This is a genomic window from Winogradskyella sp. (genome assembly GCF_016744625.1).
Taxonomy (GTDB): domain Bacteria; phylum Bacteroidota; class Bacteroidia; order Flavobacteriales; family Flavobacteriaceae; genus Winogradskyella.
The window spans coordinates 1-15,449 of record NZ_JADGDZ010000085.1 but is presented as its reverse complement, the minus strand read 5'-3'; the positions used below and the strand labels follow the sequence as shown (position 1 = coordinate 15,449).

Here is a 15,449-nt window from a genome sequence, read left to right as displayed (position 1 = left end):
AATGTACAAAGACTATTAACTTTAAATTTAGATATGAAAAAAAGTTTAATTATTTTATTATTTGGAATTTTTTCTTCTTTTACAATGGTGGCACAGAACACTATTATAAAAGGTAGTGTAAAAGACGCTGTGTCTTTAGAACCAATTCCGGGTGTAACAATAACTATTGAAGAAACTCAACAAACTATGTTAACAGATGGGTTAGGAGAATTTATTTTTTCTAGTAATGTGCCCTTAGGTGAGCAGGTTTTAAAAATTTCGAAACAAGGTTTTGTTACAAAACGCTATCCTATTATTGTAAATGAAGGGCAAACCGTAAATATTACGGATATGACTTTGGAAATAGAGATTTCTGGAGCTCAAGATTTATTTACAATTACGCTTTCTGATGACGAATTAAATGATGACTCAAGTGGTGCAGATAACATTTCAGGATTGCTTTCTTCTTCATTAGATGTTTTTCAAAGAACTGCAGCTTTTGAGTTTAGTTCTTCATTCTTTAGAATTAGAGGTTTAGATTCTGATAATGGCTCTGTCTTAATGAACGGAATTGAAATGAACAAACTATACAACGGTAGACCACAATGGAGTAATTGGGGAGGGTTAAACGACATGATGCGCAACCAAGTACTAACGACAGGTCTTACACCTTCTGATTATAATTTTGGTGGCGTATTAGGAACCTCAAATATTATTACTAGAGCTTCTGCTTATAGAAAAGGTGGACGTATCACTTACTCATCTTCAAACAGAAGTTATACTAATCGTATGATGGCGAGTTATGCTTCAGGTTTAGTTGAAGGAGGTTGGTCTTACGCTTTTATGATAGGGAGACGTTGGGGAAATGAAGGCTACCAAGATGCTACACTATATGATTCTAATTCATTCTTTGCATCGATAGAAAAGAAGATTAATGATAACCATAGTCTAAACTTTACTTCTATATATACACCAAATAGAAGAGGTAAGTCATCTTCAAATACACAAGAGGTTTATGATCTTAAAGGTATTAAATACAATGAATATTGGGGTTGGTTAGATGGTGAAAAACGCAACTCTCGTATAAAAGAAGTTGAAGAACCAATATTAATGTTAAACCACTATTGGGATATTTCTAACAAAACAAGCTTAAATACTAATATTGGTTACCAATTTGGTAAAATTGGAAATAGTAGATTAGACTATGCTGGTGGGCGAAACCCAAGTCCTGCATATTACCAAGATCTACCTAGTTATTTCTTAGCAGATAATGATGGGCCAGATTATGCAGGAGCTTATGAAGCTGAACAAAACTTCATTAACAGTGGGCAAATAAATTGGGAAAGTATTATAGATGCCAATTTAACAAATAATATTGCTAATGAAAATGCTGCTTACGTTCTTTATGAGGATAGAAATGACGACAAGCAACTAACTGTAAATACTATTTTTAATACAGAATTAAATGAACATGTCGTTTTAAATGGAGCTTTAAACTATAAAACTTTAAAATCTGAAAATTTTGCAGAAATTATCGATTTATTAGGAAGCACTACTGGTGCCTTAGGTGTTGATTCTTTTAGCCAAACACAATTTGACCTTAATAATCCTAACAGTGTTGCTTTTGAAGGTGATAAATTTAGATACAATTATAATATTGATGCTAATGTTTTATCTGGTTACGCACAAGGGCAATTTAAATATAATAAAATAGATTTTTATCTTTCGGGAAGCATTACAAAAACAGATTACCAAAGAGAAGGTTTATATAAAAATGAAAACCATGTTTATACAGATGAGGGAGTCGAGCTACTAGATAATTCGTTTGGGAAAGGAGATAAATTAGAGTTTACAGGTATTGGAGCAAAAGCAGGATTTACCTATAAAATTTCTGGAAAACACTTATTAAATTTTAACGGTGGATACATTACAAAAGCACCCTCTATTAGAAATACCTTTACAAACTCTAGAGAGAGTCAGGATTATGTAGGTGTTAGAAATGGTATAAACCTTCCAAATATTAATATTACCGAAGAGAAAATAACATCAGTAGATGCAAGTTATATTTTTAGATCTCCGATAGTAAAGGCAAAACTTACAGGGTTTTATACTAAAATAGAAGATGCTAATGAAATTTCTTTCTTTTTTACACAAGGTAGTTCTACAGGATTTATTCAAGAAATATTAGCAGGCGTAGATAAAAAACACTTTGGAGGAGAATTAGGTATAGAGGCACAGGTTACACCAACCATTAAATTAAAAGGTGCTGCTTCGGTAGGTCAATATACTTATGATAATAATCCTGATTTATATGTAACTTCAACTTCAGATGATTTTCAAGATATTCAAAGTGAAAGTGATAATATAGATACTTCAAACTTAGTTAGTACTTCAAACTTAAAAAATTACAAGGTAGCAGGTGGTCCGCAAACAGCTTATTCTGTAGGTTTTGAATATAGAGATCCAGATTATTGGTGGTTTGGCGCAACAGCGAATTTCTTTGATAATGCTTATATCGATGTCAGTCCATTAGCAAGGTCTAATGAATTTTACACAGATGTAGACGGCTTACCTTATAATGACTACGATCCTGAAGTTGCAGAAGGACTCTTAAAACAAGAAAAATTTGACAACTATATGGTTATAAATTTAGTTGGAGGTAAATCTTGGAGGATAGGTGATAAATACGTTGGTTTTTTTGCTAGTGTTGGTAATCTTTTAGATAAGCAATACAAAACCGGAGGTTATGAACAGGGCAGAAGAGCAGATTACAGAGCGTTAAGAGATGATGTCAGCAATCCTAAAAGAGTATTTGGTTCTAAATATTGGTTTGGAAGAGGTACTAACTATTTTGTAAATGTGTATCTTAGATTCTAAAAAAACTTATAAATAATAAATAGTATTACAATTATGAAATGTGTAACATTCATAAATTCAACAATTATAAATAAAAATGTTATGAATAAAACGATTAAATTTTTAATGATCCTTATAGCTTCTGTCTCTATAACATCTTGTGTACAAGATGATGATTATACAGTACCTAATAGCTTAGGAAATGAAGAAAATGTGGCATTACAAAATATTATAAACAATATTGATAACGGAAATCTTACTGAAGTAAGTATCTCAGAAGTTAGAGCTATGTATAGCACTGAAGGAGAGCCGTTTCGTGTAGATACAGATATTGTTATGAAAGGCTATGTAAGCTCATCTGACAAAACAGGGAATTTTTATAAAGAGATCTACCTTCAAGATAACTTTGAAAACCCTACAACTGCAATTAAAGTGATTATTAATAGAACAGATTTGTACAATCAATTTAATAAAGGGCGTGAAGTTTATATTTTATTAAACCCGAGTAATGAGAATGGCAGCCCAAATGGTTTATATATTGGTGAAGAACGTGTTGGTAATGGAGTTATTACTATTGGAGCTAGTACAGAAACAGATCAATTTGGTACAACTGTATCGAGCTTAGGAGAGAATATGGTTACTGCTACTATGTTTAGATCTGCTAATACGATGGATATAGTACCTTTAAATTTATCGTTGAGTGCTATCTCAGAATCTCATGTAGGCATGTTTATACAAGTTGACAATGTAGAATTTGCTGATAATTTAGCAGGTGAACGTTACTTTAATTCTTTAGAGAATTTTGATACTCAGCGTACATTACAAGCATGTGAAGGAGCAAGCTATACAGAAATTAGTTTAGAAACTAGTAGTTTTTCTGATTTTAAGAATGTCGCATTGCCAATTGGTAACGGTACACTTGGAGCTGTTGTTAGTAAGACATTTGATGGTAGTACAGTAATTTTAGCGTTAAATACAACAGATGATGTTGATTTAAACAATGAAAGATGTTCTTTACTAACACCTATTTTCTTTGAAGACTTTCAAGATGCTCAAGATAATTCTAATTTAAATACAACTGGATGGGTTAATTTTGCAGAAGAAGGTGGCGAAGTATGGACAGAACAACTTTTCCAAGGTATTGGTACAGCTGAGTTTTCTTCATTTAGTACAGGTGATGCACTAAACATTGGATGGTTAGTTTCTCCAGGTATAGATATGGATGCTCAATCTAATGAGCTTTTAAGCTTTAAAACAGCTCAACATCATTTAGATGTAGATTCTGATCAAAATGGAATAAAGGTCTTTGTATCTACAGATTTTAATGGTTCTGATGTATTAGGAGCTACTTGGGAAGAGCAAACAGCGATTTTTCCAAATTCTGATAACAGTTGGTATGATTTAATTGGGTCTGGATTAATTGACTTATCATCTTATACCGGAACTTTACATATAGCTTTTAGAGTTACAGGTTCTGGAACAGATTCAGATCTTGATGGAGCTTTTCAAATTGATGATGTTGCAATAGTAGGAAACTAAAGCATACAAAATAATAATAAAACAAAAACCTGCTCACGTAGCGGGTTTTTGTTTTATTATTATCTTTTTAACATTATGTTAGATACATATTACATTTCTATATTCAATCATTACAAAAAAAGTTTAGGTAAAAAAAGCCTTAAACTAGCATTGCTTTATATCAATTTTTTAGAGTTATCCATTGTACTTGTTTTAGGTGCTTTTTTTATGGCATTTGCTAACCAGATGAAGATGTTAGTGATGTCCACAACAAAATTTTGGGTGTTATATCTTTTGGTTGCGTTGTTTATTATCTTTAAAAATTGGATGCGCTATAATGGTAAAAAGCGAAACATTTTAAACGCTAAATTAAAAGGTAAGACAACTTCTATATATCTTTTATGGGTTCTTCCTTTTGGTTGCCTTATGATTGGTTATATTCTACTACAAGTAGTGCAATAAAAAAACACCATCCTTATGGACAGTGTTTTTTATATCTTTTATAAAAGCTTGATTTTTATTCAGCTTTTTTCTCTTCGCTACAACATGCTTTTTTGCAATCTGCTTTACAAGTCTTTTTTTCAGCCTCAGTTTTATCTGCGCAACATTCTTTTTTACAGTCTGCTTTACAAGCTTTCTTTTCTTCTTCAGACTTATTAGCACAACATTCTTTCTTGCAATCTGCCTTACAAGTTTTAGCCTCAGCATCATTACCAAAGTCTTTAACAATCTTTACGTCTTTCACTTTATAAATGTCAGCAACTTTAGTCACTGTCTCTTCTAAAGATTTTGGAGTCACTATGGCCTCATCATATTCAACCATAGCTAAACGCTTATCAAAATCTACTTTTGCAGTTTTAACGCCCTCCATTTTAGCCATTTTTTTCTCAATGGTTTTTGCACAACCCATAGCGCAGGTCATACCATCAATACTAAATTCTACTTTAGCATAGCTAGCATTAGGGTCTAAAGTTTTAGAAACTTCTTTTTTAGTCACTTCTACATCTACAGTTTTAACTTCTGGCTGCTTTTCGTTTTTACAAGATGTAAAAACTAATGCCATAATTGCAACGATACATAAACTCTTTAAGGTCTTCATAAATTTATAATTATTGAATTTTGGTTAAATCTAATAAATATTGGCGTTTCTTCCGTAAGAATTAACGATTTTTGTGATTCTTTTATTTTGCTTTTGTATGAAAAACCCTAACATTAAGTGGATTTATCTTCTCGTTCTGTCTGTAATTTGGGGAAGTTCATTTATCTTAATTAAGAAATCACTTTTAGGACTTACGGCATACCAACTTGGCGCTTTAAGAACTATTATAACAGGAGTCGTTCTTCTTACTGTAGGCTATAACAAATTAAAAACCATACCTAAATCTAAATGGAAATGGCTTATTATTTCAGGGCTTTTAGGTTCTTTTATTCCATCCTTCTTTTTTGCTATTGCTGAAACAGAAATCGATAGCGCCGTTGCGTCGATACTAAATTCACTTGTCCCATTAAACACTATTTTATTAGGCTTCGCTGTGTTTAAAATTGCATCTACAAAACGACAGGTACTAGGTGTAATGATTGGTTTTATAGGAACTGCCATTCTTATCTTGAAAGGTGCAGAATTAAATCCCAATCAAAATTATTTGTATGCAGGATTTGTAATTGCTTCTACATTAATGTATGCTACAAATGTAAATATTATAAAGCGCTATTTACAGGATGTAAAACCCTTAGCTATTGCTGCAGGTAATTATGTTTTTATTGTTATACCAGCATTAATTATACTTCTGTTTACTGATTTTTTTACTTCAAAGACATTCGACAATCCCGAGTTACCAAAAGCACTATTATACATTACCATTCTTTCTGTTTTTGGAACCGCAATAGCGAAGGTTATTTTTAATAAATTGGTTCAAATTTCTACACCTGTTTTTGCTTCATCTGTAACTTATATAATGCCAATTGTAGCTTTAATTTGGGGAGTGTTGGACGGAGAAGCTTTTAGTTTTATTCAAGGTTTAGCCGCCTTACTTATTTTGGTTGGTGTTTATTTAGCACATAAACGTAAGACATAAAAAAACCGAAGCTTTCGCTTCGGTTCTAATTATTATCATATTACTTCTGCCTAGTTAAAATCAGCTTCAGTAACACCTTCATTAACTTTAACTTCTGTAGTTTCTAAAATTATTACTTGTGGACCATTAATAATCTTAGTTGTACTAGGAATCATAACACCAGCAACTTCTTTATAGTTTGATAAATCTGTAATTGTTGTGACTGACTGACCTTGAACTTCTGTTGTAGATTCAGTTCTTAATAACAAATTAGATTTAGTGTCATAGTATCTAAAAGATATCTTTTCGCCTTTAATCACTTTAATTTTATATACATCTGTACCTTCAATAGTCGTCATACTTTCTAACTCAATGTTAGAAGCCTCCATAAATAACTCAGGAAACAATCCTTTTTCAGCTTTTCTAGATGTAACGTCTTTTTCTTCCATTGGTACTTTTCTTCCCTGTTGTTCTTGGTAACCATTTTCGCCATCAAAACTTTGCTTCATTACAGTTCCCATGCCTTCTACAATCATTTCCATAGAAAATTTATTTGGAGACATTTGCTTAAGAATTGCTTTAGGCTTAAATGGTGCTCCTTGTATCGTAACATCTGCATTCGTTAATGTAGAATTAACTTTTCTAAGATTTGCTTCACCACCAACTGCAGTTACATAGTTTTTAATAACTGTTTCAGCAGTTAATCCTTTTGGTAATGGTTTAGAGAATACTGGTTTTTCCGTTGCATTTGCATAAGCATCGTAATACTTAATTGGAATACCTGTTTTCTCAAGATTCTCCAATACATCACTTCCTTTACCAACAATAACTACTCTAGCATTTTCTGACTTAAAATATTTATTAGCAACTCTTTTTACATCTTCTACACTAACATCATTAATTCTTTGTAGATACGTCGTATAGAAATCTTTAGGTAAATTATTTAGTTTAATGTTTAAAGCATAGTTAGCAACTGTTTGAGGTCTTTCTAGCCCCATAATAAAATTACCAACATACTTAGCCTTTGCATCTTTAAGTGTTTGAGCATCTACAGGCTCAGTTTTAATGCGATTGATTTCTTTTAAAGCTTCAACAACGGCACTATCTGTAACCATGTTTCTAACTTTAGCAGTAGCGTTAAAACGAGCTGCTCCATATCTATCAGCATATAAACTTGAATAAGCACCATAAGTATAACCATGTTCTTCTCGAAGGTTTTTAAATAAATAACCTTCACCACCACCACCTAATATGTTATTTGCAATTAAGGCTGCATGATAATCTTCATCATTCATCTTTAAATCCACGGTATTTGTAACCATTATACTAGATTGAGTTGCACTTGGTAAATCCACAAAATTAATTTGTGTGTATTGTGCATTAGGACTTACATTTGGAAGAGACGTAGTTACATCTACAGATTTTTCCCATTTATTAAAATGCTTTTTTATTTGCCTTTTAACATCACTAAAATCAACATCACCTATAACAACTAGGTAAGCATTGTTAGGGTTAAAGTATTTTTCGTAAAAAGATACGGCATCACCAAAAGAAACATTATTAATTGTTTCTTCGGTTGTAAACTCACCATAAGGATGATTAGTTCCGTAAGATAAAGCAGTGCGAACACGATTACCAATAGCATCAATACTTTTTTCATCTTGCTTTAAACTTTCAATAAGCTTAGTTTTTTCTTTATCAAACTCTTCTTCAGTTAATAAAGGGTTAATAGCTGCATCTGCCATTAACTCTAAAATGCGATCAGAATATTTAGATAATGAGCTAGCAAAACCTCCACTAATCCCAAAGTTTAAACGTGCTCCTAAAAAGTCTATTTCTTCATTGAATTCATCTTTGGCAATTGACTTTGTTCCGTTACCTAACATGCTACCGATTAAGCTTTCGATACCAGCTTTTTTACCTGTAGCAATAGGTTTATTATCTAAACGTAAAGAGTAAGAAACTCTTGGTAGTTTATGGTTTTCAACAACTAAAACTTTTAATCCATTTTTTAATTCGAATTCACCTGGAACTTCTAACGAGATTTCTGGTTCTGGTCCAGCTTTAGGTTGTTTAGATCTGTCTATTTGTGCATTAACACCTATAGTTACTAAAAACAATAGGACAAATGCAGATAATTTTGTTTTCATAATATATGTTCTTTTCATCTTATTGATCATCTTTTTTCGGTAAGTATTCTATTTCAACACGCTGGTTTGGGCTTAAATATTTTTTAGCTACAGCCTGAATTTCTTCTCTTGTAATAGATCTGTAAATATCAATTTCTTTATTAATTAAATTTACATCGCCTTTTAACAAATAGTTTGTTGCCAAAGATTCTGCAATACCAGCAATACTAGCATTAGCATTTACAAATTGATTCTCAAATTGGTTAATTAGTTTTTGATAATCGCGTTCTGCAATTAATTCATTTTGCATAATAACAATCTCCTCGTCAATTTCATCTAATATGGTATCTAAAGGGGTATCTCCTAATGGAATTGCAAATAGAGCAAAAATATTATAATCCATTTGACCAATGTTTCCTGACTGTAATTGTAATGCCTGTTTTTGTTGATCTACTAATTTTTTATAAAGCACAGAACTTTTTCCACCACTTAAATAAGATGAAATCATATCTAAAACATAAGCATCACGGCTAGCAAAACCAGGAGTTCTGTATGTAGCAATTATTGCAGGAATCTGAATATTTTTATCGTATTCTTTAGCCTTAATAGTTTCTGTTATTGGCTCTTCTTTAGGAAAGTTTCTTACAACTTCTGGTCCTCTCTTAACTTCACTAAAATAATCTTTAACCATTTTTTTTGTTTTAGCAAAATCAATATCTCCTGCCACAACTAAAACGGCGTTATTTGGACCATAATATGTTTTAAAATAAGCATTAAACTCTGCTAATGTTGCTGCATCTAAATGTTCCATATAACCAATGTTTGGATCTTTATATGGGTGTACTTTAAAGAGGTTTGATCCAATAGCCTGAAATAACCCACCATAAGGAGAGTCGTAACGTTGACGCTTTTCTTCTTTTACAACTTCATTTTGAGTATCTACACCTACTTGATCAATAACTGGGTGCAACATACGCTCAGACTCTAACCATAAGCCTAATTCTAATTTATTAGAAGGGAAGATTTCGTAATAATACGTTCTGTCTTGAGATGTGTTAGCATTAAAAGTTCCTCCATTAGCTGGAATAATTTTCATGAATTCTCCACGTTCAATATTTTCTGAACCTTCAAATAAGAGGTGCTCAAAAAAGTGAGCAAAACCTGTTCGCTCTCTATCACCATCTTTACCTCCTACATTATACATTACAGATGTGATAACAACAGGTGCTGTATTGTCTTGATGCAAGATTACATGTAATCCATTGTCTAAATCAAACTCTTCGAATTCTACTTTTTGCGCTGTTGAACTAAATCCAACTAACAACAAAAACGCTAGAGTAAATAAGCTTTTTTTCATTATTAAGTGTGTTTAAAAATTTAAATTGTTTAAGTGTTTGTCTGCACTAAATGTATATTGTTACATAAAGTCCTACAAAAATAAGGAATGATTCCCCTTTTTTAACATAATTAAATGTGAAAACTCTATTAAAAACACTTTGGTTTTAGATACTCTATTTCGGTCTCACCCAAAAGTCACTTAAAAAGCGATCGAAAACGCCCGAAACGTTTGTGAATTACGAATTTAGGAGTATATTTGCATCCGCTTTCTGAGAAGAAAGTGAATTTTTTAATAAACAAATTAATAAAAACGTTACGCTATGTACGCAATTGTAGAGATAGCAGGGCATCAATTTAAAGTTGAAAAAGACCAAAGAGTTTTTGTTAACCGTTTATCTACTGAAGAAGGTAAGAAAGTTTCTTTCGATAATGTTCTTTTGATAGGTGATGGTAGCAAAACTACTGTAGGCGCCCCAGCTATAGACGGAGCACAAGTAAGTGCAAAAGTCTTGAAGCACCTTAAAGGTGACAAAGTAATAGTTTTCAAAAAGAAAAGACGTAAAGGTTACCGTGTTAAGAATGGGCACAGACAATCTTTAACTGAAATCGTAATTGAAGGTATTACTGCTTCTGGAGCTAAAAAAGCCGCTCCAAAAAAAGAAACTAAGAAAGCTGAACCAAAAGTAGAAGCGAAAGCTGCTGCTCCAAAAACTGAAAAAGCTGCACCCAAGAAGGCTGCACCTAAAAAAGCAACTGGTAAAGCTGACGATTTAAAGAAAATTGAAGGTGTCGGACCAAAAATTGCATCTACTTTAGTAGAAGCTGGTATCGCTACGTTTGCTGATTTAGCAAAAGCTAAGCCAGCAGCAATTTCTGAAATCATCGCAGGTGTTCGTGGAAATCACGTAACAGACACTTGGCCAGCACAAGCTAAATTAGCTGCTGATGGTAAGTGGGATGAGCTTAAAAAATGGCAAGACGAATTAGATGGTGGTAAAGCTTAATTGCTAAACTACTTAAGTATAACAATATAAAACCTTAAGACAATGGCTCATAAAAAAGGAGTAGGTAGTTCGAAGAATGGTAGAGAATCAGAATCAAAACGTTTAGGCGTTAAGATTTTTGGTGGACAAGCTGCTATTGCTGGAAATATCATTTTAAGACAACGTGGTAATACGCATCACCCAGCTGAAAACGTATACCAAGGAAAAGACCATACTTTACACGCTAAAGTTGATGGTTTAGTAAAATTTACTAAGAAAAAAGACAATAGGTCTTACGTTTCTATTGAGCCTTTTGAAGCTTAGGAAATTCTTTCTTATAAAATTATTAAAACCCTTTCTATTTATAGAGAGGGTTTTTTAGTTTCTATCATTCAGAGCGAAGTGAAGAATCTCTTACTACAATAATCTCTTTATCTTTTTGTTAATTATATACCAACCAGTCTTTCAATGAAAAAAGCATCTATATTTTTTATCATAATTATCAACCTTACTTTAAGTTGTAAGTCTTCTCAAAGCAAAACCCAACTACTTACAGAAAATAATGCTTTGAAAGAAAGAATTAAAAGACTTGAAGTTACTGATAGTTTAAATTTAGAAGCTGCACTAAAGCTTAAAAAGATGAATGTAGTTTATAGAGGTTTTCCCAATCCTATTTATATTTCAAAACCTAATACTAAATCAGTTATTGCAAGTGCTTCTGGTTTAAAGAAAATAGACAACAATGGTAATTATATATTATCGCCAGGTAGTGGAGACTCTGTTGACATTGAGATTAGGTCTTTATTAAAAAATGGTGATTCAAAATCTGAAGTGAAAACTTTGAGAATTAAAGATATAAACGCACCATATGGAACAATCAATAATAGAGGTTGTAACTCCAAATGTGAATTACAGTTCACAAAAGAGGAAATGACTAATTCTAAAATTGGTGCAAAAACCAATGATTTTCTTTATGGTTTGGATTTTAGGGTAACAGCATTCAAAATAAAAATGCCACATTATAGGACAATTAAAATAGTTGGAAATAAAATGAACATAAGAGCAAATGATTTATTTACCTTACTTAGACCTAATGATTCGATACAAATATTCGATATAAAACTTAAAATACGCGGAAGTTCTCATTATCGCCTGAAAGGAATTCCCCCAATCCTTATTAAAATAGTAGAATAATTACTACACAATCTCCATCTTCTTCAAAAGAAAGCTAGCATTCATATTCTGGCAAACTCCTTGTTTTAGTTTGTAGTCAAAGTAGAGTTCGTCGTTTATGATTTCCGCATCGAAGTAGTAGTTCTTTACAGCTTCTAGTTCTTTTTCAATTTCTGTAAGACTTAGATCGTGTGTAGCAATGATTCCTGTGGCATTTAATTTTACTAGTTTCTCCACAAATTTCCTAGAACCTATCGCTTTATCCGTACTATTAGTACCTTTTAATATTTCATCTAAGATGATGAAATAAGACGTATCTTTTTCAACTGTATCTACTACAAATTTAAGACGTGTTAACTCACTAAAGAAATACGAACTATCATCAGTTAAAGAATCAGTGGTACGCATACTTGTAATTAACTTAATAGGCTTGTAATTGCTTTGTTTTGCACAAACTGGCAATCCTACATTCGCCATAACAATATGTAAGGCAACGGTTCTTAAAAAGGTACTCTTACCTGCCATGTTGGCTCCAGTTACAATAAAAAATTGCTCTTCTTGTAATACTAAATCACTATCAATACGTTTTTCAGAATTTAATAATGGATGACCTAATGCTTCAGCAGAAATCGTAGTAGATTCATTTGTTATTTTAGGATAACTAAACTCTTGATGGTTAAAAGTATAATTACCAAAGCTGTTGTAGGCATCAAAAAAAGTAACGACTTCAAACCAGTCTTCAACTTTATCAGCATATTTAGTAATCCATTGTTCTACATGATAGGTTTGTCTAATGTCCCAAAGCAATAGTCCATTGCCGAAAATAGCAGAAATCAAATTATTTCTATTATCTAATGCATCTAAAACTTTAGAGAATTTTGCGAAAATCTGTGAGGCTTTTAAACCTTCTAACTTAATCTTCAGTTGTTGATCTTTTAATAATTGTGACTTGAATTCTTGATTTTCAATCTGCTCTAATAACAAAGCATATTGTCTGAAAGTATCCTTTGCCTTTTCTGTATTTTGAGCTAAACCATTGATTTGTTTTAAATAAATTGCCGTGATTCCTAAACCTAATATTAACCAACCTAATAACAAATAACCTGAACGCATCATTGAAATAACCTCAATGATACCTAATATTAACAAAACAACTGAAACCAAACTAAAGGCTATAGTAATCCAATAATGAACAGGGTTTAAAAACGATTTGTAATCCTTAAGCCATTTTATAATAGACCTAGCGGAATGCTCTACCTCTACACCTTGTGCAACACCAGAATAATTTTGTCTCCATTTTGGTACTAATGCTAATTCTTGAATAGCTTCTTGTCGAGTTTCAATATTTGAGATATCATTAGCTAGTAAATGCTCAGTAAGTTTTTCTGTACCTTCTTTAATTGTAGTTCGATTTATGAATTGAAAAAAAGACCCCTTCCCAAACAAATCAATATCTAAACTATAGAAATGTTTTGGATTTTGAAACTCAGAACCATCAGCTCTGTCATAAAAATCTCCTGATGCTATTTTAAGTTCATCTACATTAATAGTTACCAACCTTTTATGAAGCGCTCTTTTTGCTTTTATATCTGTATATTTTGATAATAAAAACAAGAAAATTGCTATTCCTAAAACACCAATTGTCACAGCAACTTGCCATTGATTAAAACTTAAGTAGATACCAAAAACAGTTAATACAAAAACAGATAGTCTAAGTATACTGTACAGACTCATTCGCTTAAAAATACGTTTTGATTCTGCTTGGTTTAACTCTAATTGTTTTTTGTAAAAAGTATTTGAGTTTTGCATAGATTTAAACTTGAAAACTAAAAATCCCAAGATAAGATATTACCTTGGGATTTAATTTATTAAAAATGCTGAAAATGATTTCAGCATACATATTTTTATAATTAACCTTTGAAAGTTGCAGATAAATATTCTCTATTCATACGTGCAATGTTTTCTAAAGAAATTCCTTTAGGACATTCTACTTCACAAGCTCCTGTGTTAGTACAATTTCCAAAACCTTCTAAATCCATTTGTGCTACCATGTTTTTAACACGATCTGCCGCTTCTACTTGTCCCTGTGGTAATAATGCATATTGAGATACTTTGGCTCCAACAAATAACATTGCAGAAGAATTTTTGCAACTCGCTACACAAGCTCCACAACCAATACAAGCTGCAGCATCCATAGCTTCATCTGCTGCATGTTTAGATATTGGAAGCGCATTAGCATCTTGTGTATTACCAGAAGTATTTACAGAAATGTAACCACCAGCTTGTTGAATACGTTCAAAAGCCATTCTATCTACTATTAAATCTTTAATCACAGGAAAAGCCGCTGCTCTAAAAGGCTCAATAGTTATAGTATCTCCATCGTTAAACATTCTCATGTGTAACTGACATGTTGTAATACCTCTATCTGGACCGTGTGCTTCGCCATTAATATACAAAGAACACATTCCACAAATACCTTCACGACAATCGTGGTCAAACGCTACAGGTTCTTCACCAGAGTTTACTAATTGTTCGTTCAAAACATCTAGCATTTCTAGGAAAGACATATGTTCTGAAATATCAGTGACTTTATAATCGACCATTTGACCCTTTGTATTTGAGTCTTTTTGTCTCCAAATTTTAAGTGTTAGATTCATCATCATGTCTTTTCCTATTTGTATGAACGTTGTTTTAGTTCAATATCCTTAAATTCTAATTCTTCTTTATGTAAAACAGCATCTGCTGGTTCGCCTTTATATTCCCAAGCAGATACAAAAGCAAAATCTTTATCGTTACGTTTCGCTTCTCCCTTTTGCTCGCCATCTAACTCTATAGATTCTTCTCTAAAGTGACCACCACAAGATTCATTTCTAACTAGTGCATCTTTGGCAAACAATTCACCTAACTCTAAAAAGTCTGCTACACGACCTGCTTTTTCTAATTCAGGATTCATTTCGTTAGCAGATCCAGGTATCATAACATCTTTCCAGAATTCTTCACGAATAGCTTTAATTTCGGCCATAGCTTCTTTTAAATCCTTTTCGTTTCTAGACATTCCAACTTTATCCCACATCACTTTACCTAAACGTTTATGGAAATGGTCTACAGATTTTGTTCCTTTGTTATTGATAAAGAAATCAATTCTATCTTTCACATCTTTTTCTACTTCATCAAACGCTTTGGTATCAGTAGGAATTTTTCCTGTTCTAATATCATCAGATAAATAATCTCCAATTGTATATGGTAACACAAAATAGCCATCAGCTAAACCTTGCATTAAAGCCGAAGCTCCAAGTCTGTTAGCTCCATGATCAGAGAAATTAGCTTCTCCAATACAATATAAACCTTCAACAGTAGTCATTAAGTTGTAATCAACCCAAACACCACCCATTGTATAGTGTGTTGCAGGATATATCATC

At 32.3% G+C, this 15,449-nt stretch carries 13 protein-coding genes; 7 read left to right on the top strand and 6 right to left on the bottom strand.

Translation table 11 applies throughout. From position 1 onward, the window contains the following. The 3 genes from QZZ53_RS14265 to QZZ53_RS14255 all read left to right on the top strand — a co-directional run. Positions 1–2,856: TonB-dependent receptor (locus tag QZZ53_RS14265; RefSeq protein ID WP_365940723.1), on the top strand; the 2,856-nt coding region annotated here is incomplete at its 5' end. Between the two features lie 81 nt (positions 2,857–2,937). Further along, the gene (locus QZZ53_RS14260; RefSeq protein WP_296385890.1) at positions 2,938–4,374 is read left to right on the top strand and encodes a DUF5689 domain-containing protein; all 1,437 of its coding nucleotides are present in this window, start codon (positions 2,938–2,940) and stop codon (positions 4,372–4,374) included. 75 nt (positions 4,375–4,449) lie between these two features. Next, on the top strand, positions 4,450–4,815 hold the full coding sequence (locus QZZ53_RS14255; RefSeq protein ID WP_296385888.1) for a hypothetical protein: 366 nt from the start codon (positions 4,450–4,452) through the stop codon (positions 4,813–4,815). A gap of 55 nt (positions 4,816–4,870) precedes the next feature. Here QZZ53_RS14255 and QZZ53_RS14250 read toward each other — a convergent pair whose 3' ends face one another. Then, positions 4,871–5,452 (bottom strand): heavy metal-associated domain-containing protein, encoded by a 582-nt coding sequence (locus tag QZZ53_RS14250; protein WP_296385887.1) that lies wholly within the window; start codon positions 5,450–5,452, stop codon positions 4,871–4,873. A gap of 97 nt (positions 5,453–5,549) precedes the next feature. Between QZZ53_RS14250 and QZZ53_RS14245 the strand changes: the two genes are divergently transcribed. After that, positions 5,550–6,428: an EamA family transporter gene (locus QZZ53_RS14245; protein WP_296385885.1), complete on the top strand. Its 879-nt coding sequence runs from the start codon at positions 5,550–5,552 to the stop codon at positions 6,426–6,428. A gap of 50 nt (positions 6,429–6,478) precedes the next feature. Here QZZ53_RS14245 and QZZ53_RS14240 read toward each other — a convergent pair whose 3' ends face one another. Together QZZ53_RS14240 and QZZ53_RS14235 are read right to left on the bottom strand one after the other, a co-directional pair. Then, positions 6,479–8,557, bottom strand: a complete 2,079-nt coding sequence (locus QZZ53_RS14240; RefSeq protein WP_296385883.1) for an insulinase family protein — start codon at positions 8,555–8,557, stop codon at positions 6,479–6,481. A gap of 19 nt (positions 8,558–8,576) precedes the next feature. Beyond that, a complete protein-coding gene (locus QZZ53_RS14235) occupies positions 8,577–9,893 on the bottom strand; it encodes a pitrilysin family protein (protein WP_296385881.1) in 1,317 nt (438 codons plus the stop codon). Between the two features lie 301 nt (positions 9,894–10,194). Here QZZ53_RS14235 and rplU point away from each other — a divergent pair, with 301 nt between their 5' ends. From rplU to QZZ53_RS14220, 3 genes are all read left to right on the top strand, one after another. Beyond that, positions 10,195–10,878, top strand: coding sequence for a 50S ribosomal protein L21 (rplU, locus tag QZZ53_RS14230; protein WP_296385879.1), 684 nt, complete (start codon positions 10,195–10,197; stop codon positions 10,876–10,878). Between the two features lie 42 nt (positions 10,879–10,920). After that, the gene (gene rpmA, locus QZZ53_RS14225) at positions 10,921–11,181 is read left to right on the top strand and encodes a 50S ribosomal protein L27 (protein ID WP_173587455.1); all 261 of its coding nucleotides are present in this window, start codon (positions 10,921–10,923) and stop codon (positions 11,179–11,181) included. A gap of 144 nt (positions 11,182–11,325) precedes the next feature. Continuing rightward, positions 11,326–12,051: a GldM family protein gene (locus QZZ53_RS14220; protein WP_296385871.1), complete on the top strand. Its 726-nt coding sequence runs from the start codon at positions 11,326–11,328 to the stop codon at positions 12,049–12,051. 3 nt (positions 12,052–12,054) lie between these two features. On the opposite strand, the gene QZZ53_RS14215 is transcribed toward QZZ53_RS14220, so the two are convergent. From QZZ53_RS14215 to QZZ53_RS14205, 3 genes are all read right to left on the bottom strand, one after another. Then, positions 12,055–13,839 carry a DNA mismatch repair protein MutS gene (locus QZZ53_RS14215; protein ID WP_296385869.1) on the bottom strand — a complete coding sequence of 595 codons (1,785 nt, stop codon included), beginning with the start codon at positions 13,837–13,839 and terminating at the stop codon, positions 12,055–12,057. A 101-nt stretch (positions 13,840–13,940) separates the two neighbouring features. Then, positions 13,941–14,687 (bottom strand): succinate dehydrogenase/fumarate reductase iron-sulfur subunit, encoded by a 747-nt coding sequence (locus tag QZZ53_RS14210; RefSeq protein WP_296385893.1) that lies wholly within the window; start codon positions 14,685–14,687, stop codon positions 13,941–13,943. Positions 14,688–14,701: 14 nt separating this feature from the next. Next, on the bottom strand, positions 14,702–15,449 hold a 748-nt coding region (locus tag QZZ53_RS14205; protein ID WP_296385867.1), incomplete at its 5' end, for an FAD-binding protein.